The organism is Vitiosangium sp. GDMCC 1.1324 (assembly GCF_003044305.1).
GTDB lineage: Bacteria > Myxococcota > Myxococcia > Myxococcales > Myxococcaceae > Archangium.
On sequence record NZ_PZOX01000010.1, the window covers coordinates 272,620 to 296,927 of the forward strand.

The 24,308-nt window shown below is 68.3% G+C and carries 14 protein-coding genes; 3 read left to right on the top strand and 11 right to left on the bottom strand.

Annotated elements, in window-relative coordinates; genetic code table 11:
• The first annotated feature begins 68 nt into the window (after positions 1 to 68).
• From DAT35_RS28490 to DAT35_RS28500, 3 genes are all read left to right on the top strand, one after another.
• Positions 69 to 1,043, top strand: coding sequence for a LysR family transcriptional regulator (locus DAT35_RS28490; RefSeq protein ID WP_108070749.1), 975 nt, complete (start codon positions 69 to 71; stop codon positions 1,041 to 1,043).
• Positions 1,044 to 1,169: 126 nt separating this feature from the next.
• A complete protein-coding gene (locus DAT35_RS28495; protein WP_158501908.1) occupies positions 1,170 to 2,747 on the top strand; it encodes a DUF6119 family protein in 1,578 nt (525 codons plus the stop codon).
• A 176-nt stretch (positions 2,748 to 2,923) separates the two neighbouring features.
• Complete coding sequence (locus tag DAT35_RS28500) at positions 2,924 to 5,065, top strand: DUF262 domain-containing protein (RefSeq protein ID WP_108070753.1); 2,142 nt, start codon at positions 2,924 to 2,926, stop codon at positions 5,063 to 5,065.
• A 38-nt stretch (positions 5,066 to 5,103) separates the two neighbouring features.
• On the opposite strand, the gene DAT35_RS28505 is transcribed toward DAT35_RS28500, so the two are convergent.
• From DAT35_RS28505 to DAT35_RS28555, 11 genes are all read right to left on the bottom strand, one after another.
• Positions 5,104 to 6,675, bottom strand: a complete 1,572-nt coding sequence (locus tag DAT35_RS28505) for a serine/threonine-protein kinase (protein ID WP_108070755.1) — start codon at positions 6,673 to 6,675, stop codon at positions 5,104 to 5,106.
• Between the two features lie 18 nt (positions 6,676 to 6,693).
• Entirely contained in the window at positions 6,694 to 8,193 is a 1,500-nt protein-coding gene (locus DAT35_RS28510) for a serine/threonine-protein kinase (protein WP_108070757.1), read from the bottom strand.
• A gap of 30 nt (positions 8,194 to 8,223) precedes the next feature.
• Positions 8,224 to 11,019 carry a DUF1998 domain-containing protein gene (locus DAT35_RS28515; RefSeq protein ID WP_108070759.1) on the bottom strand — a complete coding sequence of 932 codons (2,796 nt, stop codon included), beginning with the start codon at positions 11,017 to 11,019 and terminating at the stop codon, positions 8,224 to 8,226.
• The gene (locus DAT35_RS28520) at positions 11,016 to 13,412 is read right to left on the bottom strand and encodes a hypothetical protein (protein WP_108070761.1); all 2,397 of its coding nucleotides are present in this window, start codon (positions 13,410 to 13,412) and stop codon (positions 11,016 to 11,018) included. The genes DAT35_RS28515 and DAT35_RS28520 overlap by 4 nt, the downstream gene beginning before the upstream one ends.
• Before the next feature lies 1 nt (position 13,413).
• The gene (locus DAT35_RS28525) at positions 13,414 to 16,638 is read right to left on the bottom strand and encodes a tubulin-like doman-containing protein (RefSeq protein ID WP_108070763.1); all 3,225 of its coding nucleotides are present in this window, start codon (positions 16,636 to 16,638) and stop codon (positions 13,414 to 13,416) included.
• A gap of 328 nt (positions 16,639 to 16,966) precedes the next feature.
• Positions 16,967 to 17,356 (bottom strand): hypothetical protein, encoded by a 390-nt coding sequence (locus DAT35_RS28530; RefSeq protein WP_108070765.1) that lies wholly within the window; start codon positions 17,354 to 17,356, stop codon positions 16,967 to 16,969.
• 12 nt (positions 17,357 to 17,368) lie between these two features.
• Positions 17,369 to 17,815 (bottom strand): hypothetical protein, encoded by a 447-nt coding sequence (locus DAT35_RS28535; RefSeq protein WP_108070767.1) that lies wholly within the window; start codon positions 17,813 to 17,815, stop codon positions 17,369 to 17,371.
• A 164-nt stretch (positions 17,816 to 17,979) separates the two neighbouring features.
• On the bottom strand, positions 17,980 to 20,058 hold the full coding sequence (locus DAT35_RS28540) for a vWA domain-containing protein (protein WP_108070769.1): 2,079 nt from the start codon (positions 20,056 to 20,058) through the stop codon (positions 17,980 to 17,982).
• An 82-nt stretch (positions 20,059 to 20,140) separates the two neighbouring features.
• Positions 20,141 to 21,364: a PP2C family serine/threonine-protein phosphatase gene (locus DAT35_RS28545; protein ID WP_108070771.1), complete on the bottom strand. Its 1,224-nt coding sequence runs from the start codon at positions 21,362 to 21,364 to the stop codon at positions 20,141 to 20,143.
• Positions 21,361 to 23,397 (bottom strand): FHA domain-containing protein, encoded by a 2,037-nt coding sequence (locus DAT35_RS28550; RefSeq protein WP_158501909.1) that lies wholly within the window; start codon positions 23,395 to 23,397, stop codon positions 21,361 to 21,363. The genes DAT35_RS28545 and DAT35_RS28550 overlap by 4 nt, the downstream gene beginning before the upstream one ends.
• Positions 23,398 to 23,420: 23 nt before the next feature.
• Positions 23,421 to 24,176: an FHA domain-containing protein gene (locus DAT35_RS28555; protein ID WP_146209913.1), complete on the bottom strand. Its 756-nt coding sequence runs from the start codon at positions 24,174 to 24,176 to the stop codon at positions 23,421 to 23,423.
• Positions 24,177 to 24,308: the final 132 nt, after the last annotated feature.

A 24,308-nucleotide genomic window follows, 5' to 3' on the forward strand; every position in this document is an offset into this window, starting at 1 on the left:
GTCTCTCCTTCTGCGCAAAGACTAAGGATCGACACGCTTAAATCCAATGAATAGGATGTATCTGAATCATGCACGGCATCTATGGAAGGAACCTCGACCTCAACTTGCTCCGCGTCTTCGTCGTCGTGGCGGAGGCAGGCAGCGTCACGGAGGCAGCGAGCCGCCTGTACCTCACGCAGCCCGCGGTCAGTGCGGCGCTGAGGCGGCTCACGTCGGCGGTCGGAGCGCCCCTCTTCGTCCGCGCGGGACGCGGGCTCGCGCTCACGACCCGCGGGCAGCGCCTGCTCGCTTCAGCACGGCCGCACCTCCAGGCGCTCGTCGAGGCCGCCATCTCTCCGCCCACGTTCGACCCGAAGACGAGCGAGCGGGCCGTGCGGATCGGCCTCTCGGATGCGAACGAGTCCTGGCTCCTTCCGCCGCTCCTTCGCCTGCTCGCCGAGGAGGCTCCGCGGATGAGGCTCATCGTGCTGCCAGTCCAGTTCCGCACCATCGGCGAGGCATTGAGCTCCTCGGCGGTGGATCTCGCGGTGACGGTGGCGGACGAGCTTCCGGCCGACATCCGGCGCCTCACGCTGTACACCGGGGGCTTCGTGTGTCTCTTTGATCCACGGCACGCCCGGCCAGGCAAGCGTCTGACGCTGGAGCGATACCTCGAACACGAGCACGTCATCGTCTCGTACAACGGAGACCTGCGGGGCGTCGTCGAGGACGTGCACGGCATCCAGCGGCGCGTGCGGGTGTCGGTACCGAACTTTCACAGCATCGGAGCGCTCGTGGAGGGCAGCGCCCTGCTCGCCACGGTGCCCGGCGTGGTCGCACGAGAGCACATGTCCCTGCGCCCGAACCTCCGCACGACACCCCTGCCGGTGCCGCTGGCCCTGAGTGGCGCGCCCATGGAGCTTCTCTGGCGGAGCACGGTCGAGGACGACGAGGCCATCCGCTTCATGCGCGACCTGGTGGTCCGGGTGGCGAAGTCAGCGGAAGGCACCGGGGAGACGGGAAGCCGCGCGACGGAAGCGGCGGCTTCGGGCCGTCCGCGCTGAGAATCCGCTCCCTCTCGAGGTCGAAGGAAGCGCGGCAGTCAATACCCCCTGGGAGGGATGGCGACAGGAGGAACCGTCGGATTGGATCCGGTCATTCGAATCAAGAATGGAACGGGGAAGTCACTCATGAATCTGACGGTGTACCTGCTCCGCGACACGGTATCGGGAATCAGCCAACTCCCTGCTGTAGAGGGGTACAAGAAGCTGGACCCCAGCGACGAGCTGCCCTTCCCCTGTCTGGCGTGGTTTCAGGCCAATAGACCCACGCCTCCAAAGTGGTCCTCATGGCTGGGGACGGCGTTCAACGTCCATGCACTCAATCCGCGGAACCAGTCCAACTCCTTTGTCCTTTTCCTGGAGGTGGACAAACGCGTCTTCGCGATCACCTTTGGCTATGGGTTCAATGCCATTGACCGCTCGCTCATCGAGCCCGACTTCGGGCTGAAGGTCACCCTGAACGAAGTGGATCCCAATGCCTTGGACATGCTGGACACACGAAGGGTAGACCGTGTCAGCCGCCAACGGAGGACCCATCTCAATGTCGGACGCGGCGTCAGCGATTTTGACATCAGCACCGACATGGATTGGATCCGGCGGGTGAGCGGCCGGACTCTCGACTCGGACATGACGAAGAAGCTCGCGGGTTCGGACTCGCTCAAGATCTCCATGAAGTGTGCAGTTTCGGAGCTGGGTGAGCACTGTCGCACGTTCCTCAAGCAGTATCGGAAGAAGAGCTACAAAAAGCACTTCGCGTTCATCGATCACCTGCGCCCGCTCAAGCCCAAGGATCCGCTCTGCCCCTCACTGGAGGCACGGCTGGTCGAGCTTCTTGAAGCCCGTGACCAGGAATGGGTCTCCATCGCGCTTCTCGAGATGCCCGATGACCAGATCGTGAACTGGCGCCTCTCGCACGGTCACACCTGGGAGGAATACGAAGACCTCGACATCGACCGGGTCTATGACTTCCTGGACAAGCACCCGGACGTCCCCATCTCTCCTGACAAGCTCTGGGTGGTCGGCAAGAATTCCGATGGCTTTCCACAGACACCGAGGGAGCATCTTCGCGAGTACCTGGTCGCACAGGTCGAGCTCAAGGAGGCGACCTATGTTCTGTCGCTCGGACAATGGTTCCGGGTCGACAAGGATTACATCGCCAGGGTTCGAGAGAAGGTGCGCCAGCTACCGGATGTCACGAACGACCTGATGCTCCCCGTATGGACCCACACCTTCAAGACGGAAGGCCAGTACAACAAACACGTAGGCCAGGAGAAGAAGTGGTTGGTGCTCGACGCAGTGCCCTTCTATCCCGAAAGCCGCACGGGAAAGCTCGAGGTGTGCGATCTGCTCAGTCGGGACCGTGACTTCATTCACGTCAAGGACATGAGGGACTCGGCGACGTTGAGCCACCTGTTCAGCCAGGGGAGCGTCTCCGCCACCGTGTTCAAGCTGGAACCCGCTCACGCGGACGAGGTGAAGAAGCAATTTCACAGCTTCTATGGGGTCGCGCACGCCTTTGACCGGGTCAGGAGTGGACCTCGAGTTGTCTATGCCATCGCCACATCCAAGGAGGGAGCGCTCGCAGACACGCTCTTCTTCTTTAGCGTCGTCAACCTTCTTCAGCATGTAGAGGCAGTGAAAGTGGCCGGCTTCGCCGTCGCACTCTGCAGAATCGAGCGCGAGACAGCGCTCGAAACAGGTGATTGAGACAGTCGGTGTACCTCTTCGCACCTGTGGTCGGATTAACAGTTGAACAACTCACTTCTTCCCTTCTGGGCATGGAGCCCTTGTACTTCCCATGGACCTCACCCCAGCAGGTACGTGCCATCGCATGACCCCCTTCAGGTAGTCCCCACGAAAACACTGCGTCACCGAGAGAGCCCATGAAGATCTACGACGAAGGGTCCGAACCACTCCACGAACTGCTGCGTGCCGCAAGCTCCGACCAGGGTGCGACACTGTTGGTCCCCGACCTGCAACGCCCATACGTGTGGAGTCCGAGCCAGGTCACTCTTCTGGTCGACTCGCTCCTCCGAGGTTGGCCCTTTGGCACACTGCTCCTTTGGAGCGTCCACAAAGAAGATCTCGCCGGCATTCCCTCGCGTCCCTTCTGGCGGGTCGCGGACAGAACTGGGGAGTTCGATGACGCCCAGGTGAGCAAGAGCAACCCGCCCGCGCAGTTCCGGATGGTCCTCGATGGGCAGCAGCGGTTGCAGAGTCTTCTCCTCGCTTTCGGTGGAGATAGCTGGGGTTTTCGCCTCCTCGATCATGAGTGGTCCACAGTGCTCGACGCGGAGCGCCCGCGGGGACGAAACGCGAAGCGCCACTGGTCGCTCGGTCATCTATCCCTCGACGTCTGGGCCTTTCGTGATCGCATCCAGGAATTCGGCCAGGTCACCAAGATCGACTTCCGTGACGTGCTGTCCTGGGTCGTGCAGAGTCCAGATGGAGGGCGCTCGACGCTCAAGCGCCCTTCGAACTACAAGCATCCCATCCCGAGTGGTCTGGACGCAGAAAACAAAGGCCGCTACGTTCGACTGAGTCGGTTGTGGGACCTGGCCTCGACCCAGCCGGGGCTCTACGAACGGCACTTTCGCGAGCGACTCGCTCCGCTCCTGAAGGACCATGACGTCCCGCAGGACATCATTGCGACTGTCCTTGAGCCGCTCGCCGAACTCGTCGTCACGCTGGTCGCGATCAAGCAGTCGAAGGTGTCCTACCTTCAGCTGTCTCCGTTCAACGATCAGGTGTTCAGCCAGGACCTCTACAACGACGCGATCGTCAACATCTTCACCCGCTTGAACACCGCCGGCCGCGCGCTTACCCGACAGGAAATCACTTTCGCCTGGATCAAGACCGGCTGGGACGCCTCCAAGACAGGGAACCGGAGCGCCGGGAGGTGCTTTGATGAACTGAGCGAATCCCTCGCTGCCGAGGGCGTATCTGTCGACATCGATGCTCTTGTCGGCACTGTCTCCGCAATGTGGTCCGTGCTACACCGAGATGGGAGTCTTCTCACCGCGAACGACCTGCTTCGTGGCGAGAAGGTTCGGCCGATGGCGCAAGATCTCGTCCATAACTGGGACACGGTGTCATCGAATGCGATCGAAGGTGCTCAGCTCGTCGACGACCGGGGCTTCCGTTTCGGTGAGCACTATCGATCACTGAATGTGCTCACGTTGCTCCTCTGCTGGCGCCTGTTGGGGCGGCAGTGGCTTGCCGAGCATGCACTCAGTGTGACGGCAAAGGACAGCTTCGAAAAGTCGCTTGACGCTGCTTTCGCCTCCTTCTGCGACCGCTGGATTCTCATGTCGCAGTGGTCTGGACGCTGGGGAAAGTCCACGGACAAGGCATTTGCAGATTACATCAAGGACCTCTCGTCGGATTGGTCGAGCATCCGGAAGTCATCGTCGCCCGACGACGTCATCGCGGTCCTGAAACAGCGAATGGACACATGGATCGGTGCGCTCCAGGCCGAGTCCGCCAAGTATATCGACGATCTGGGCGTGCTCACGCGCGACGCCGTCCACCAGTACTACCTTCCTCTCTGGCTATGGCATCGCTTGGACGCCGAGCGGTGGAAGGCTTCTGCCCTGCCCCTGCGAGAGTCGAAACGAGGTAGCCTGAGCTTCGATGTGGACCATGTGGTCGCAGTCAAGCTTTGGGAGACACTCCATGGCGCTTCACTTGACAGTGAAGATGTCGGGGATGCCGGGCCGTTGACCACCGACGATCTCTCGACCACGATAAACGCCCTCGGCAACTGCTGCCTTCTCGAGAAGTCCTTCAATATTGCCAAGGGAGCGGAGCCGCTCCAGGCGTTCCTCGACCGGGTCCACGAATTCAAGACGGGGACGCTGAAGGTGGCGGACTGGGCGAGGAACATCGGGATTGACTCGAATCTCGTGAACCCAGGCGGAAGGGCTACAGCCGACGTCCGGCTTGTCGTGGAGCAACGCACCGTGCGAATGAAGACGGAATTGAAGGAATACCTCGCGGGAACTCGACAGCGGGCAGATGTCTGATCCCTCGAGGGACTCGTTGGCGTGTCGACCACTTCTCGTCAGGGCGTATTGCTGCCCACGCGCAGCGCGAGGCTCACACGCAGGCTCGCGGGCTTCCCCGGCGTGACGTCGACGGTCCACCGCTCATCCTCGTACCCCGGGGCCTTCGCCGTCACGTGCCAGACGCCCGGCGCGGGCTTCCGCTCCACATAGGGGCTCGTCACTGTGAAGCTCCTGCCCCGGGGATCCATCAACTCCAGCGTCGTGCGGTGCGCCGGGCGGACTTCGATGAGGAGGCTCTCGTCCCGCTCGGCCGAGGACGACCGGGCACCCGGCACGCCACCGGGCGGAGCTCGGTTCACTGACCCCTTCGGCGCGGGCAGGCTCGGAGGCTCCGCCACCCGGCCCAGGAGCATCCCGATGAGGCCCGGGCCGAACATCGCCGCCAGCCCCGCGAGCGCGAAGAGCAGTGCCCAGCGCCACGCCCTGCGACGAGGGGGAGCGGCATCCTCCTGAGAGGAAGGCTCGGGCTTCTTCGCTGGCAGCGAGCGCTCACGTACCGGAGCGGGCGCGCTCTTCTGGATGGGCGCGGGAGGCTCCGGCTCGACGACCCGGATGGGGGCGGGAGGCGTCTGACGCACCGCCACGGCACGCGGTGCGGGCACCTGGGCGGGCGCGGGCTCGGGCTCCACGGCGGGCGCGGGAGCGGGAGCGCTCGTCACGGGCACTCGCGGCGGCGTCGCCACCCGGGGCGCGGGTGGGGCCTCCGGGACTGGCTCCTCGGCCTGCTCGACCGGGGCCTGCTCCACCAGCGCGGCGGCGAACTCCTGGCACGAGGCGAAGCGCCGCTCCGGCTCCTGTTCCATCGCCCGGAGGATGACTGCGGCGAGCCCTCGGTCGATTCCCGGATGCGCCACGTCCGGAGGCACGAACTCGGCCCGGACGACCTTCTCCATGATGTTGAAGTCGCTCTCGCCCTGGAAGCACGGCAGCCCGGTGGTCAGCTCGTAGAGCGTCACCCCGAGCGAGAAGATGTCCGAGCGGAGGGTGACGTCCCCGGCCCCCCGGATCTGCTCCGGGCTCATGTACTGCGGCGTGCCCATGCGCGTGCCCGTGCGCGTCGTCGGCCGGCCCTCGGCGCCGGTCACCTTCGCGATGCCGAAGTCGAGGACACGCACCACCCGCCGGCCGTACACCTGCTCCAGGAAGATGTTCGAGGGCTTGAGATCCCGGTGGATGACGCCCTGCTCGTGGGCGAACCCCATGCCCTCCAGCACCTGCCGGAAGATGTCGCGCACCTCGTCCGCGGCCGGGGGCTGCGTCGCGCGTGCCAGGTATTTGTCGAGCGACTCGCCCTCCAGGTAGTCCATCACCAGGCCCGCGACCCCGGGAGCCGCGACCACGTCCGTGATGCCCAGGATGTTCGGGTGCTTCAGGCGCGCCTGGATGCGGCCCTCGTCGAGGAAGCGGGCCCGGAGCTCGGCGTTCCCTACCAGCTCGGGATCCAACACCTTGAGGGCATGCACGCTGCCCAGGGCCACGTGGCGCACCTTGTAGACGCGCGCCATGCCGCCGCCGCCCAGCTCGCGCTCCACCTCGTAGCGCTCGACCACGTTCCCCGGGCTCAACATGCGGCGACTCTACTCCAACTAGAAGAACTCCCAGGGGCCCACGCGCAGGCCACGCTTGCGCTTGGCGGCGATGCGGTACGCGTCCACCGCGAACCCGATATACCCCATGAACCAGAAGCACCCGCCCACCGGCACATTCGCCAGCAGCACGATGGACAGGCCCAGCGCGCACAGGCCCTTGAGCACCTGGCCGTTGTAGATCTGCCCGAACCCGGACACGCACGGCAGGCTGAACGCCAGGGCCAGGCCGGGCGAGACATTGGGGGCCGGCGCGAGCCACTCGCCGTGGGGAGCCACACCGGGTGCCACATGCGCCATCTGCTGCGAGCGCACGGCGTTGGCCGGGGCCCGCTGGAGCGCCGAGGGGGGCAAGGGAGCCAGGGCCGAGGGAGCCTGCGCGGACGGAGCAGGCAAGGGAGCGGGCGGAGGCGGCACGGGCGTGCCGGGCTCGGAGGGCGGCTGGGAGGAGGGGAACCTGGCCGTGTCCGGAGCCCGAGGAGACTCGGCCGAAACGAACGTCGGCGCGAAGGCGGCCGGATGCGAGTCGGGAGTGACGCCAGCGGGCGGCGAGGAGGGCGCCCGAGCCGGGGATGGCGGGTTGCCCACCTGCGTCACCGCGTAGGAGCGCGACGGCTTCTGGGGCACCGTGGGGTCCGCATCGAAAACCTTCTCCAGGGCCTCGCGGAAGGCCGCGCAGTCCTGGAAACGCTCGGCGGGGTCCACGGCCAGCGCCTTGCGGATGCAGCCCGCGATGACGGGATTCAGGCCGCCCACGACGCGCTCGGGGGGCTCGTAGGTGCCCTCCACGATGCTCTTCATCGTCTCGTAGTCGCTCGAGGCGTGGAACGCGACGCGCCCCGTGGCGGCCTCGTAGAGGATGGCGCCCAGCGCGAAGATGTCGGTGCGCGCGTCCACCTCGCCAGCCCCGCGGATCTGCTCCGGGCTCATGTACAGCAGCGTGCCCATGCGAGCGCCCGCCTGGGTGCGCGCCTTTCCGTCCGTCCCCTCCCCTTCCAGCATCTTGGCGATGCCGAAGTCCGTCACCATGGGCTGGAGCCGCCCCCGGCTGTCCCTGCCGACGATGACGTTGTCCGGCTTGAGATCCCTGTGCACGACGTTGTGCTTGTGCGCCTCCTCGATGGCGTCCAGCACCGGCAGGAAGACCTCGAGGAGCACCTTCGGCTCCAGCCCCTGGCCCCGGCAGAGCTCACTGAGCGTGGGGCCCTCGATGTAGTCCATCACCAGGCCCGCCACCGGGTTGGTGACGATCTCCGTCACCTGGACGATGTGGGGGTGGCGCAGACGCGCCTGGATGCGGCCCTCAGCGAGGAAGCGGGCGCGGATGTCGTCGGTGCGCGCCAGGTCCTCGTTGAGCACCTTCAGGGCGTGCGTGCTGTGCAGCCCGAGGTGGCGAACTTCATACACGGTGGCCATGCCGCCCTGCCCGAGCAGCCTCACCACCTCATAACGGCCATCCAGCTGCGTTCCCGGCTGGAGGAGGTTCATGTCACGGCTCATACGCTCATCCGTCTTGGCGATTGCATCCGCCTATCCCAGCAGCCCGAGCACACCCGACTTGTCGGGGCCGGACGCCAACACGTCCTGCGGAGTGCACTCGGGGCACCCATTCGCGCACTTACAGTTGGCAAGGATGGCACGGACCCACTTGAAAGTGTCGTCCACGAGCGACAGGTCCAGCGCCTCGGCCACGCCCATGCCCTGGAGGTACCGGTCCACCACCACGATGCCGGCGGGGGCGTCCGGGAACATGCCCGGCCCCACCGGCACCACGTCCATGTCCTCGTCGTTGGAGAGCAGGTGCGCCACCAGCACCCCATCCACCGAGCGCGCCAGGTGCACGAGCACGTTGGGCGTGGTGGCTGCGGGGAAGAAGATGCCTCGCACGCGGGTGCGGTAGCGGCAGCTCACCGCGCCCACGTCCACCCTCCCCGGCCGCCCCACCTGTGAGTAGCCGGTGACGCTCTCCACCACCGTCGCGTCCAGCGTGCACACCTGGTACACGCACCGCCCGGTGCGCACCGTCTGCGGGGACTCCACCACGTGGGCGGACTCGAACTGGATGCGCAGCTGCGGCCGGGTGAGCGGCCGGTCGTTGGGCACCGGCTTCACGCGCAGCTCGTTGCGCTTGGTGTCCAGCGAGTGCAGCGGCACCTCGTAGCGTGCATCGCCCACGGCGAACACGCGGCCCGGGTAGTAGCGCGTCTCCACCAGCAGCCGGTCCACCTCCGTGAGGAGCTGGCCGCTGTGCACATCCAGGATGCGCACCACCTGCTCGCTCACAGTGCGCCGCAGCGGGTTGACGGCCTCGGAGACTCCGGCGGGGACGACGGGGCTGCGCACGGGCTCGCGGCCGGGGGCCAGCCGCACCACGTGCCGCTCGGGCCGGAACTTCGGCCCCAGCACCTGCTCCACGCGCGAGCGCCCGAAGACGGCCGCCAGGGACTCCACGTCCTGCGAGCCCTCCTGCATCGCGGCCTTGAGGTGGGCCGATGCCAGCGCGCCGTTGTGGTAGCCCACGAGCGGACGCGGCGGCATCAGCATGCCGTGGCGGGACAGGCCATCCAGGTTGCCATCCCGCGTGAGGAAGCGCGTCACCGGGTTGTCGGCGAGCCCCCACAGCGCGTCATGTGGCTGCCCGTCCGCCAGCGGCACCCGGTGCGGGAGCGCCCGGTACGCGGCCACCAGCCACGCCTCATCCAGCGTGCCCACCGAGGCCACGCCGAAGAGGGACACGTCGCGCACGAAGCGCAGCTCGCCGCCCCAGAAATCCACGGCCTTGAGATCGAAAGCACCTCCCGGGTCTCCCACCGCCGCGGGCAGCTTCGCCCCCACCACCGGCTCCAAGGCCCGGCGGACCCAGGGCGTCCCGGGTTGGGCTCGGAAGCCCTCGGCCACGCGCCAGACCCGCACGGGAGCCGCCGCCCGAGGCGTGAAGGGGACCTCGCGGACGGAGATGCCCGGGAACATCTGCTCCACCAGCCCCCGGGTGCCCGCGCCTCCCACGCCCGTGGCCAGCACATTCCAGCGAGCCCCCGCCGCCGACAGCGCCAGCTCCAGCCGCCGCAGGGTGAACATGCGGTGCGTGGAGGCGAGCGGTGTGCCCCGGTCGACGCGAGACAGGAGCACCAGCCCCACGGAGCGGGCCCACAGCCGGCCACAACCGCCGCGTGTCTCGGAGAGCGCGCGGATGCCGCCGGCGGACAGCTGCTCCACGTCCAGGAAGACGGCGGCCGGCATCCGGTTGCCCGCGAAGGCCTCGCGCATCGCCGCCTCGCCGGCCAGCAGCGGCCCCGAGGGCCATGAGCCACTGCGGGCAATGGCCTCGAGCACCGCGTCGCGCAGCGCCTCCGGCTCGTCGCTGATGACGAGGCAGGGCAGGCCCTCGCGCTGGAGCGCGAGCAGCACGCTCGAGGTGAGGAAGTGGCGCTCGGTCGGGTCGGGCAGGTCTCCCACCAACCAGCCCTGGGTGGGGGTGCTCCACGCGTTGGCGATCTCCTCGAGCGCCCGAGGCGGAGCCCCGGTGGCGCCCGCGTCCCGCCATGCCGAGGCGCTCCAGGCCGGAGCCGGCTCCTGGTGGTCCGTTCCCTGGGTCGCGAGAAGCGGACGACCGTTCGATTCGATGGCCCCCAGCTTCCGCCACATCGCCGGGACGTCCGCACGCAGGGGCGCTGGCGTCTGGGGCTGCGGCGCTTCTTCCTTCACGGGAGGAGGCGCGACACGCTCGGCGCGCGTCCACACCGCGAGCGCCACGCACAGCATGGGCAGCACGGCCGCGACATCCAGCAGCACGCGGGGCTTGTCCTGCCGCCACGGCGCATCCACCGCGATGAGGGCCAGCACCGGCACCGCCATCAGGACGAGCGCCAGCGGATCCGCGAGCGGCACGCGGAAGGACGTGAGGCTCTGGTGGTTCGACTCCTGGAGAGCGAACACCGCCGTCGCGAGGAGGAAGACGGCGGCATGAGGCAGGGCCACCAGCAGGACCGCGTCCACGGGGAGCCAGGTCGCCTGCACCGACACCGGAGCGCCGCCCGGGCCCGTGAGCTGGGGCAGCGCCGTGAGCGTGGCGAGCCACCCGAGCGGTCCGCCCTGCATGGAGGCACTGGCGGCCTCCACCAGACGGGTGACGAGCACCAGTGCCAGGGTGACGAAGACGGCCTTGCCCACGGGGAGGGCGGCACGGCGCCAGCGCGAGTTGGGGCCGGGACCCACCACGAGCGCCGCCAGGGCCCAGGCCAGAGCGGGCGTGACGAGCACCGACCCCCAGACCATCAGGTAGGCGAGCGTCGCCAGGACGGACGGATGCGGGAGCTGCAAGGTCATCGCACACCTCGCGGGGCGGCCACGGCCTGCTGCGGCATGGAGCGAGCCCCTCGCGTCATCTCTTCCACGGAGAAGCCCTCCCAGGTGCGCAGGAAGATGACCCGCGCGGCCTTCGAGGGAGACCAGAGCACGGGCAGGCGCGTGGGCACATCGCGCAGGCCCGCATCGAGCGTGTCACGCCCCGCGGACGGAGCGATGACGAAGCCCTCGCCCGGACGCAGGCCGAGCACCGGGTCTCCATGCGCGTTCAGCGGCTGGCACGGCGGAGCGAGCACCGCCCCCATCCTCGAGCCGAAGTCGCGCAACACATCCGCCGCCTGCTGGCCGCCCTCGGCGTCATCCAGCACGCTGCGCTCACCCATCGGCTGCACCTGGCGCCGGCTCAGCTCGGCGATGCGCTCGGGGTCTCCGCACGGGACGTCCTCGAGCAGCCCGCCCTCGGGCCAGGCACCTTCGAGCAGCCGGTCCGCCCAGACACGATCCTCGGAGATCTCCCGGCGCGCGGCGATCCACCGGCTGATGACCTCCGGCGGCACCAGCGAGCCATGGAGCAGCCCCCCCGCCCCGAGCAGTGGCCCGAGGTCATCCAGGCGGGCCTCGGCGGCCGGAGTCACCCCGAGCGCCAGGAGTTCCTGACGCTTGCGATCTCTCGCCTCCAGCAGCGCGTGACGCACGGCCTGCAACCGGGCCACGGCGTTCTCCAGGGCGAGGATGGCCCCTCGGCGGGCACGCTTGCGGCGCACCACGAGTTGCAGCTCCGCCTGCTTCGCGCGCCGCCCTCCCCCACCCCGGCTGACGAGCGACTCCAGAGCATCACGCCGGAGCTTCAGCACGCGGCGCACTTCCTTTCGCGTGTGGTGGCCAACGAAGTAGAGCCACCCGCCCCCGGCGCCCAGCGCGGCGAGCACTCCGAGAATCCACGGCAGGGCCTCGTGCCAGTCGAAGCCCGGAGTGGCCGGGGTGGCCGAAGCCGACACCACGACGTGCGAGGGGACCGTGCCAGCAGGAGCCGCGGCCGGAGTCATGAAGGACAACGTGCCGAAGGAGACTCCCAGCAGCACGGCCAGGGCGAGCGCCGCCGCGGCCGCCAGCGCCAGCCTTCGCGAGGGCAGCTCCATGAGGGCGTGCTCCAGCTCCTCGCGATGAGGATCCACGGGAGGGCCCGAGGGCTGCGACGGGTCCAACTTCCGCAGCGCCGCGTCCTCCTGGACCTGCTCGTCATGCAATTGCGCGACGACGCGCTTCAGCCCCTGCTCGACGGCGGGGAGCTGGGACAGGCCCGACGTGGGCCCGAGCGAGGCATCGAACACCGCTTGGATGCCCTGCTCCACCGCGGTGGCCACGTCAGCCTCGGCACGGTCGAGCGCGCGGAAGGTCTCATCGGTGCGGGCCTGGTCCACGGTGGTGGTCGCGGACTCCACGGACGCTGGCTTGAAGAGCCCCGAGTGGTTGGCGCGGATCTCCTCCGGAGTATCGAGCGGCCCCACGCGGATCTCCGCGGGCAGGTCCACTGGCGATCGGGACAGCTCCGCCGCGAGACGACGGGAGAGCTGCGCGGCCTGACCCTCGACAAAGGGCGCGAGCCACCGGTCATGCTGGAGCGCGGAGACAGCACCCATGGCCAGGGTGGCATCCGTCCCGGGCTCCTGCACTCGCTCCACCAGCACACCCAGTCCGTCATAGGCGGCACGGGCGGCGGCGTAGGAGCGCAGGCGCGATTCGGGCAGCTCCACCGAGGCCAGCGAGACGAAACCCACGAGCCCCTCGTCACGAGCCGGGTGGGCCATGCGGCGGGACACCTCGTCCTCGATGCGCAGCCCCGAGGCCACCATGCCGAGCGCGAAGGACGCGCAGGTGGACACCATCTCCTCGGAGGTGAGGGTGCCCGCGGCGGTCTGCTGGGACACGACCCAGATGCGGGCCAACAGGGGGAACACGGGACGCGAACGGGCCCAGCTCTCCAGGGCGGCCAGCCGCGCGAGCGCCACGGACGCCCGGGGATTGGACAGCGCCGGCACCTGCACGACGAGGTGCAACATGGCGGTGCGCTGCTCCGGCGGCCGGTCCGGAGGGAACATGGCGCCATAACCCTCGGCCAGCAGGCGCGCGGCCTGCTCGCACGCGACGAGCAGATCCTCGTCACCGCCCTGCAACGCGGCGGCGAAGGCCATGACATCCAACCGCTGATCGCGCCGCTCGCCTGAGCCACGGCCCGCGCGCAACAGGTCCTCCAGCAGGGGATGGAGCCCGGCGGCCACGCCCGAGGGCTCGCAGCGCAGCACGCCCAACAGCGGCGAAGAAGCCTCCAGGGACTGGAGGGCGCGGCCGATGACATCGTGGCCGAAGCGCCCCAGTCCGAGCAGGACGGTGGGGTACGAGACGGCGGCGTCCAAGCTAGCTCCTCAGTTCGGCGGCGAGCGCCTCCACCACGGTCCGCTCGTCCTGGAGGAAGCGGCGCTCGGAGTCCTTCTGCTCGGAGACGGCGCGAGCATAGGCCTCAGTGAGGCGGCGCTGGTGGGCCTGCACCTCCTCCAGCAGCTTGTTGCGCGCGGGCCGCTCCGCCGTCGCGTTCACCCACGAGTCCCGGGCGTTCTGCTCCAGGTCGCCCCGCAGCACGGGATCGAGCGCCTCGAAGGCCTCGAAGGCACGCGCCCGGTCCGGCGCCAGCTTGTTCTTCGTGCCGGCGAAGCTCCAGTGGTAGCCCTCGTCGTCGCGCGAGATGCCGCCGAACAGGGCGCACAGCGTGAAGGCGCGCAGCCGGGTCTCTCGGGCCTCGCGGGAGGCCTGGGCGGAGCGCTCGGTGGCGCGGCGCTCCTCGGCGCGCTTGAGCTCCACCGGGTCCAGGTCGGGCAGGCCCGGCGAGGACTCCCAAAGCGCCTCGATGTGCAACGGATAGGTGCGGTTCTTGTCGTCGCGCACGCGCTTGTAGCCGGAGTACAGGTCCGACTGGACGTTCTTGAACCAGTACACGGGGACGCCGAGCAGCGCGCGGTAGAGCACCAGCGAGTCGCGCTCCTCCCAGCCCGCCACGCGGTTCGTGCCGGACACCACGCCCTTGAGGACGCTCCAGAGCGAGCCCTCCTCGTCGCTGGCGTACTTGTCGTGCAGGCCGGCGTAGAAGACATCGGCGGGCGTCACCGTGGGATCATCACGGCGCGTGGCATCGACATGGGCCAGCAGCACGCACTCGTCGGACAGGCGCTTGAGCCGGTCCTCGATGCCCCGGCGCACCTCGGTGGCGGACACGGCGCGCAGCTCGTCCTCCAACTTGCCCTTGCGTCGCAACTCCTCCAGGTCCTTCCCGGCCTTCTGCAGGGCGATGTAGCGCTGCTCGAGGTCCAGGCCCGTGCCCAGATCGAGCCCCATCTCCTCCATCACCCGGCTGTAGACCTGGAGCGCCTGGGCCTCCAACCTGCCGCGCACGTGCGTGACGATCTCATTGGCGTCGCGGGCGCGGAGCTGACCGCTGGGGTCTCGCACTGGCGTGAAGGCCTCGGTGACGGCGTCGAAGATGTCGGCCACGCGGAAGTTCGCGTCGCTGTCGAGCTTGTGGGCGTAGAACTCCTTCCACAACCGCTCGCGGCGCCGGTCGTCGCGGAGCACCTCGGCGTCCAGGTAGAACTGCGCCACGTCGGACGCGGGGTCCACCGCGGCCGGATCCTTGCGGAAACGCTCGGCCTGGGACTCGGCGTCACGGGCGCGCTCGTCGGCCACCTGGGCCACCTTGCGGAAGGACTCCAGCCGCGCCTCCGCGTCCTTGCGCAGCTCGCTCTCGAAGGACTTCCAGAAGAAGCGCTTGATCTCGTCGCGGAACTCGTTGGCCCAGCCCTCCACCTTGGCCACGGCACGCAGCTTCGCGGTGGCGAAGGCCTTGTTGTCCCGGTCCGTGAGGCTCTGGAAGAAGCCGGGCTGCGCCTGCTTCGTCATCTCCGAGTCGAGCCGCGCAACCTCCTGCCGCAGCTCCGGGCTGTCCAGGTCGGGCGGAGTGCCATCGGCCTTGAGGTAGGCGCCCTCCTCCGGGTCCTTGAACGGGACGATGAAGGACTGCTCCAGCAGGCGCACGAGGAAGAGCCGCTGGGCGATGGGGTTGACCTCGTACTCCTTGAAGAAGGACTCGAAGAAGCGGCCGGTGCGCACGTCACCGCGCTGGGCCTCGAGGTACTCGCCACACACGCGGGCGCGCGACTCGTCCTTGGCACGCCGCAGCACCGCGATGGCGCGGCTCAGCGAGGGGTTGCCCGGGTTGATGGACTGCTTCTCCACGTCTGGAATGTCGATCTGCTCGTCCAGCCTCCCGAAGATGGCCTCGAGCTTCTCGCGGAAGGCCTCGGCCAGGTTCTTCCCACCCTTCCCGATCTGCTGCTGGATTCCGTAGAACTGGCCCTTCTCATCGCGGCGCTCCTCCTCGGAGGCGCGGAAGGCGACGTAGCCCTTGAACTTCTCGTCGATGCGGCGGTTCTTCTCGTTGGGCTCCAGCCGCTGGAAGGCCGGGTCGCCATAGGGCACCTGGAAGTCCGGATGGTCCGCGCCGAAGCAGAGGAACTGCCGGAAGGCGCTCGCCACGTAGCGCAGGCCCGCGTACTTGAGGATGTCCCGCCGAGGGAGCTGCAACAGCGCGGTGCCGAACGAGCCGTAGTGCACGGAGAAGTGGCCCAGGGCGAGCTTCTTCTGGTGCTTCTCGTAGTTGTCGTACTCACCGACCTGCGCGCCGAGCAGCGGCGAGAAGATCTGCAGGTAGCAGGCGTCGGCCACCGCGTTCTCGTACTTCTCGATGGAGAGCTGGTCCGGCCGGTCGATGAGGTAGGTGAGCGTGAAGGGGCGCTCGGCGACGACCTGGCGGTCGCGGTCCTGGCTGCCGGGGTCGTAGTGGAACTCGAGCTCCCCCGAGCCGCCCGCGTAATCGAGCTGCCGGTTGAGGTACTCCAGCTCCTTCAGGGCGGAGTAGCCGTTGGCGAGGATGTCCGGGTGGAGCTGGGGCTTCACCTTGTCGAGGAAGGCGGTGGGCAGGGTGAGCACGCCCGTGACGTTGGGCCGGCCCCAGCCCGCGTCGAGCACCATGCGGCGCAGCAGGTACGCCATGGGCAAGAAGCCGCCCGAGCCGGTGCCACCGGCCACGGAGCCGTAGAGCATGACGCGGACGACGCGGTTCTCGTTGTCGCGCCAGGGGTTCTCGCGGCGGGTGGACTCGTCGAGCAACTTCTGGAGGGCCTTGCGGATGCCGCGCCGGTCCTCCTCGAGGTTGTAGTAGAGGCGCAGGCGGCTCTCCATGCGGATCTGCCCGGCGCCGGCGCCCTGGGTGGAGCGGAACTGGTAGGTGGAGGGGACCCACTGGGTGACGAGCTTGTCCTCCTGGAGCTCGCGCTGACCGCGCTTGCGCTCGATGTAGGCGCGAGCGTCGAAGGCGGAGATGAGGAAGCGGTTCTCGACCGGGACGTCCTTGAGCTTGTCGAGGTCGTCCTTGTTGGTGTCGATGGCCACGAAGTGGGTCATCGACTTGATGCGCTCCCAGTTGGGATGGCGGCGCAACCGGCCGGCGAGCAACTGGACGATCTTCCCGCCGTTACCGCCGAGACCCACGAACAAGGTCGGGTTGAACTTCTCCGTCGTGAGCAGCCCCAAGGCTTCCCCCTTCGATCAGCTCCACTGCAGGTAGAGAGTACCTGGGTGGTATACCATGTGCCGCCCGAGCCCGAGGGCCCTTGCTTGCTGGCCGAGGAGGCTGCACCGGGAGTCACATTCCGAGCCAATACGAAGAGGGCCGGTTCCGATTGCATGAACCGGAACCGGGGGTCGGTACCGCGAATGCAGGCCCCGCCCTATTCACTTCGGAGGCGACAGCAGCCCCGCCAGCTCGTCGAGAACGCCCCATTCGTCGTACAGTCGGGAAAGCCCCAGGGGGCAGGGGCTCTTCCATGGCGACGCACGGGGCTTCGTGGCATCAGAGCACCTACTTCGGATCTGCCTTCGTTTCCGGGGGTTGAAGTTCGTGCGGCAGGGGCGCCGGAGCGAACTTTAGAACCTTTGGCAGACCATAAACGACAAAACCCTGGCCAGCGATTTCAACAAGATCAAATTCCTTGGCATTTCCACTGGCGAGCCACTTGTCCGCATCCTCTCTCGTCGCGAACGATTGAGAAACAATGATGGGCTTACCGGTGACGAACTCCTGGAAATATTTGCGGTACTCCTCCAGCTTCTGGATGTCACGGACATAGAGCAACGACACCGCAGCAATCCGGAGTGCCTCGTCTTCTGGCGAGCCCTCCGAGTATTTATCGCTGATGGTACCGAGCACCTTCATCACCGCATCAACATCAAAGTCTGGATTATAGATCATTGGCACACCGGATCAGAGGGCGAGAGGGGCCAGAATCAGCGCGCCAGAACCGCCTGTCGTGATGACAAAGGCAACGCCAGCGATAACGACGACCGTGCCAAGAGCCACCTGGGCCTTGTGGCTTCTGATCCACTCAATCGCCTCGTCAACACGCGAGAATTTCAATTCCTTCACTTTCTTTTCATTTGCCTTTTCGCATTCCATATACACCTTGAGACACTCACTGGTGCAGTATTGGTAGAACGCTCCGTCACGCTTTTCATGAGGGTATGGCAGAGGCTCGGTCTTCCAACAATCATCAAAACACTCATTCTGCTCCTTATCGCAATTACGGAAGCCAGAGCCCCCCGTTCCGAGAGCAGTGCCAACCCCCTGCGCATCGTCGGAAATGACGTAGATACGTCGCTCTGGCTGTTGCGCGTGAGCGCACCCGGTGATGGCCACCGCGACGGACATCATGAGAGCGATCCATCTCACAGCTCCTCCCTGGACTCGAGGGCCCCATTGCGCTGGCGCGCTTCGCCCCCACGTTTCCACCACCGCGCAAGAGGGAGCAAGCACAGCGGGGACGCAGCAGTCGGGCAACAAACACCCGGACGCCGAGGCGCATGACCGAGCCGGGATCAACTCCATTTCATGTGGAGATTGCCAATCCGATACACCGTGTTGGGCGTGTATCCGAGGGCCAGTTCCTCGGCTGGTACGGGCTCCCATTTTCCGGTGCGCTGCACCTTGCGCTCCAGGCCCGCGGCGGTGACGAAGCGTGTGGAGCCCCCAGGCCCCGCTTCGAGCACCAGCACGGCCGCTCGTGGAGAGCGCACGAAGTCTCCACCTGCGTTCAAACACATACGGGCGTTGCGGTAGAAGCCTCGCGTCCCTCCGGGAGTCTCTCGCAGCGTGAGCGCCGAGGCGCGCTTGAGTCCCATCTCCGAGCCCGCCCCGTAGACACACGCGGATGGATCGAAGTCGCTCGGCCGGACGAATCCCGCGACAACCCAGCCAAAGCCAAGCATCCCTCCCAGCAATGCCAGCCATGGCCACCAGCAACGCAGCCACCCCGTCTCGGATACCTGCACGAGTGTCGGGACCGTCACAGCGGCGGCCTCGTAGTGCGGGTGGGTCGCGGCGAAATGGACTCCGATGCCCGGTGGTTTGATGTTTCCGCAGCACCCCTGGGCGGTGAAGCAGACCTCATACTTGAGCGGCTGTCCCTTGCGGCCTCCCCCCAGGTCCGCCTCCGAGCCCGCCACGGGAGCACAGCTCAACACGCCTCCCTCCACGGTCCCCTGAGCCGTGCACTGGATGGGAATGCGATCCGCGTTCGTGGAGCGCGACAGGTCCACCACCGAGCACCGGCGCGTCTCGTTTCGCTCACCCCGCCACGCGCCGAAGTCGAGCGAGGCCGGGTTCGGCACCAGGGCGAAGTCGAGGAAGCCCTCCACCTGCATGGACCGGCGAGCGCTCTGCTCCATCCACGCGTTGCGGAAGGTCACCTGCACGGGCATGGATGCGCCATCCCGCGACGGCTCCGTGGGTGTCCAGTCCGCCACGAAGCGCCCTCCTCCCTCGTGACGCAGGGGCACCTCCGTCCCGTCAACCGTGGCCACCGCCGTGAAGCCGTCCGCCTGGAAGAAGGTCTCGTCGTCGAACGTCTTCCCTCGGAAGAGCAGCCGCGCGTCGAGCCGCACCGACTCCCCCACTCGCGCGGTGGCTGGCACGGCCAGCGAGGCCTCGAGGTCGTAACGGAGGATGAGGCCGTAATCGATGGCACCCGCCCCCTTCGGCAGTGACAGCGTCCAGCGGCTGCGCTGGTCCGGTGAGTTCGGCGCCCGGAAGACCTGGTAGTGGCGGTGCGGCGGCCGGCACAGCTTCGGTGCTCCCGCGTAACGGATACCCGGCGGGCACCCGTTGTCTCCCGATGCCTGGGACGGAACATCCCCCTCGGGGCCCTCCAGCTTCGCCGTGTACTCGGGCCCGGGCGACGCCGACGCGGTCGCCACCAGCACCTCCACCACGTACTTGCCCACCTCGAAGGTCTTCGCCTCCCCCGGCGACAGCGAGCCCGTCTCCGGCCTCGAGCCGAGCACGTGCGCATAGCCTCTCGTGAAGGCGCCAATCACCTCGCGCGGCGTCTGCACGAAGATGAGATCCTTCTGCGGGTCTCTCGCCAGCGGCCGGAGGAACTGCTCGCCCGTCTGGCGGACCTCGTCGCTCCCGAAGAGGCCGATGACCAGTGTCTCGAACTCGGCGGACTCGGAGAGCCCCAGCGCTCTGGGCCCCTCGGCGGGGTCTCTCAGGTCCTCGGGGATACCGTCGGTGAAGAAGAGGAACAGCCGCTTCTGGAGCGCCGAGCCTCGCAGCCGGTTGCCCGCCTCCTCCAGCGGGCGGCGGAAGAAGGTGCCGTTGGAGTAGGGCAGCGCGCGGATGTCGTCCGCGCTCCGGGCCGGCCGTGGCGGAGCCTCCTTGCCATCACCGAAGGCCAGCACGTTGACCCGGTCGGCCGAGCCTCGCGCCAGTCCCTCGACGACGAGCGTGCCGAGCACCGCGGCGCGCTCGGGATCATTGGGCGGAACGCGGCGGCCCCTGTCATCCCGGGCCTCCACGCCCATGGAGCACGAGTTGTCGAGGATGAGGACGATCTCATTGCCCCCACCGGCCGCGCCGGACAGGAGCAGGGGCAGGACGAGCTGCGCGAGCGTCATCTAGAGTTCCACCTTGAAGAAGAAACGTGTCCCCGGGCCAGGGGCCACACGGCGGTGAGCAGCGCCGGAAGCGCGCGGGCCATCACTTCCCTCCGGCTTCCGAGACGCGCGAGCCACCCGAGCGAACCGGTGCGGGAGTGTGTGGCGTCTCCATTCCGGCGGGAGGTCCGGCTCGCACGACGCCCGCGTCCTGCGGCCCCGGGTTGCCCTGGGACCCGGGAGGCGAGGGCCTCGGTGCCGGTGAGGGAGCCGGCGCATCCGCCGAGGAGGAAGTGCCATGGCTCGCGGCCCGCAGTCCCAGGGCGAGGCCCAGTCCCAGGGCCACGATGCCCGTCGCGAGCAGCCACCACAGGGGAACATTGCGTCCGGCGATCTCCGTGGGCACGGGCGCGTCCTTCATCCGAGGCTCGGGAGCAGGAGGAGTCCGCATCACCGGCGCGCTTGGAGTCACGGGGGTGGCCTGCTCCGAGGACACGGGCACGAGCGAGAGCATCGGCATGCCATCCGGGAGCGTCTCCCTCCGGGCCTGCGCGGTACCCTTCGCCGTCCGCGGCACCTCGGGCTGCCCCGCCACGAGCAGGATGACCGTGATGTTGTCCGCTCCGCCCCGCTCGTTGGCCGTCTGGATGAGCCGCGTCACCGCATCCTGGTAGTCCTGGCCCTCGATGAGCGGATACAGCTCGTGGTCCTCGATGAAGTCGTAGAGCCCGTCGCTGCACAGCAGCACCACGTCGCCGGACCGCAACTCCAGGGGCTCCGTCCACACCTCGGGCTTGAAGCTCTTCTGGACGCCCGGGCTCCCTCCCAGCGCCTGCACGAGCACGTGCGCATCGGGGTGGTTCCGCGCCTCCTCGGGCTTGAGGATGCCGTGGCTCACCATCTGGGCGACGCGCGTGTGGTCTCGCGTACGGTCGATGGGGGCGCCCGCCCGGAACTGGTAGAGGCGGCTGTCACCCACCCAGCCCACATAGCAGCGCGAGCCGCTCACCCAGGCGACGACGCCCGTGGTCCCCATGCCCTCGGCGCCTCGAGTGCGTGAGGCATCGAGCACGGCCTGGTTGGCCTCGATGAACGCCTGGTAGATGGCGCGGGGCGCGTTGTCGGGCGAGCTCGCGGCGAGCATCTCCACGATGCGATCGCTGGCCACCTGGCTGGCCACCTCACCGGCCTCGTGACCGCCCATGCCGTCGCACACGATGAGCAACCGGGAGCCGTCCGGCTGGGCGGCGATGCGGTAGGAGTCCTCGTTCTGAGCGCGCTGACGGCCGACGTCGGTACTCCCGTGGATGTAGAGCGGGAGGCTCATTCGTCATCTCCCCTCGCGGGTGCATACAGGGTCCGGGCCTTCGCTCGAGGTGCCTCGGAGGGCGGCTGGGCAGCGGCGGGGGCCACGGGAGGCGCCGCGACGAGGGGCACATCGGCCGAGGGAGACTCGGCAGCGGGCTGGAGCCCGGGCTGCACCAGGGTGAGCTCCAGCTGCTGTGACAGGCGGATGCTCTGACCTGGCTTCACCTGGACGCGCTCGCCCGGGTTCAGTCGGCGCCCGTCCACGAACGTGCCGTTGGTGGAGTGCTCGTCCTTGACGAAGACGTTGCCCATCTTGAAGAGCTGCACGGTCACATGGTGGCCGCTGAGCTGCGGCAGTTCCACGGTGAGATCCATCTCGCCCGGCCGAGCCCCGATGGTGAACGTGGACTTCGTCACCCGGTAGAACGGCTCGAGCCCGGCGGGCCCCTTGGTCACCACCAGCCGCGTCTCCGGCAGGGTGGCGAAGGGATCCTTCCACACCGCGGGAGCGGCCGGAGGGGGCTCGGGCTGCGCGGGAGGAGGCTCGGCGGCGGGCGGCGGCACCACGGGCGTCGATACCTGGGGAGCCGGAGCGGGCTCCGAGCGGCGCCGGGAGAGCAGCACGATGAGCACCAGCAGCAGGAGCAGCCCCAGGCCAGCGAGCAGGGCGAGCAGCCACCAGGGAAGCCCTCGCGAAACCGACTCGGAGACAGGACTCCCCATCGAGCCACCGGGTTGCATCGCCGACCCGGGAGTCCCCGAGGGAGCTGAGGTGCCAGGGCTTCCCGCTGGAGAGCCCGACTGCGCGGACGAACCGGAAGTGCCCGCGGTGCTCCCGCTCGAGCCCGCCCCGGGAGTCCCCTTCGCGGCCCCGGGCTGCGAGGAGCCCGTGTTGCCCGTCGCCTTCCCGGGCCGGGTCGCGGAGCCGGCGCTTCCCGGGGTGGAGCCGGGCTGTGTAGAGGTTCCGGAGTTGGCCGTCCCCTTCCCCGGTGGAGTGACCGTTCCGGAGGCGCCCGTCTTCGAGCCCGTCCCCGTCCGAGCCGGAGAAGGGCCCAGTGCGACGGTGCCGGGGCATGCGGCCGTCGCCCCGCCCTCGGCCCTCTGCCGGAAGGAGATGGAGTCGCTCCACGCGGTGGCGGCACGGCCCGAGAGTCCCTCGACGGAGAGCCGATCCGCGGTCTGCCCGGGCTTCACGCCACAGAAGGCCACGTCCAGCCAGTAGATGTTCTCCAACGCGCCCACGAGCCCCGTGAGTGCCTGCTGCGCATCGACGTCCCCCACCTGGATGTAGCGGCCGCCGGAGCCCTCGGCGAGCTGGGACATGTCATCGAGCCGCTGGGCGATGCCCCTGCCCGCGCCCTGTCCACTGAAGGCGACCACGTGGATGCGCACACCCTTGTCTCGCGCCTCGCGGGCAACGTCCTTCACATTGAGCGCCTTCGACTCCTCACCGGCGTCGGTGAAGACGATGACCTCGCGCGAGCCGCCTCGCGACAGCGGCTGCTTGCCAGCGGCGTCACGCACTGCCTGCTGGATGTAGAACTTGAGCCGGGTGACGAGCTGCCGCGTGCCGGACTGCTCGACCTTGTCCAGACACGTCTCGAGCCCGGCGGCGGTGGTCTCCTCGCAGGGCGTGTCCTTGCTCTTCCCGAAGGTCATCACCGCCACGGTGTGGTTCCGGGACCTGGCGCCGAGCTCGTCCGCGTAAGCCCTCGCGAGCCCGAATGCCTCGGACCAGTACGGAGAGAACGAGCCGGACTGATCGAAGGCGAGCACCGTGTAGCGGCCCTCCGAGGAGTCAGCCATCCGGCGCACCGTGGACACCTGCGCGCCAGCCTGTTCCACGGCGACCCGGAAGCGGTCCTTCAAGGCGCCTCCCGACCGGAGCTCCTTCTGGAGCGTGGGGTCGGTGACCTCAACCTGAAGCCGCGTCTGCCCGTTGGCCGCGGGCGGCACCGCGAGCACGGTGAGCCCATTGTCCGCGGCGGTGGCGGGAGCTCCCCCGAGAAGCGCGGCGAGCAGGCCCGCCAGCGTGATGACAGCGCGAGTCATGTGCATCCCCCCTCGGGAGCTGCTCATTGGGAGCGGCGGGACAGCAGCTGCTCGGGGACGATGACGAGCACCAGCGTCGTCCCGCCCAGGGTAATCACCGCCTGGTTCTGCAGGACGACCTGCTCGCCATGGACGACGGAGCCATTGACGACGGAGCCGTTGCTGGAGACATCGATGAACGAGGCGTCCTCGGCGCGGATGAACAGGAAGGCGTGCTGGCCGCTCACGCGCCCGTCATCGACCACCACGTCGCACCCGGAATCGCGGCCGAGCACGTTGCGCCCGGCACGCAGCGGGTGGACGCGGCCGGGATCGGTGGGACCGCGGTACTCGAAGAGGGCGCCGCGAACGAGCCCCGCGGCTGAGCCCTCGTTGGCGGTCTCCACGATGGTGCGGGCCTTGGGGCGCGGAGCGGCGGCGGGCGGAGGGGCGGGGGCGGGAGCCGGCGGCGGGACAGCGGGAGGCGGAGCCGGTGCAGCCGGACGGGAAGGGGGAAGGGACGCGGCGGCGAAGGGATCGCGCGGGTCGAAGGTAGGCCGGGGTGGAGGCGGATTGGCGAAGAAGTCCGCGCCCCGCTGAGGAGGCGGAGGAGGCGCAGCCGGATCCGGCTCGAAGATGGTGTGACGCTTCTGATGCGGGTTGGCCGGCTGCTGGGGAGGCCGGGGGGCGGGAGCGCTCCCGGCGGCCGGAGCCGGGCTGGGAGACGCCAGATCCATGCCGCACATGTCGCACCAGGCGGCGCCCGCATCATTCTCGTTCTGACAGGAAGGACAGCGCATGAGGAGCGTGTGGGACTCTAGGGCACACCCTGGAGGAAACTCCAGCCAGACGGGTTGTCCCAAGCCGTACGCACGAGGGCGGCGGAGATTGCAGGCGTCGGGGGCTTTGTCCCATGGATGGAACAGTCCTTC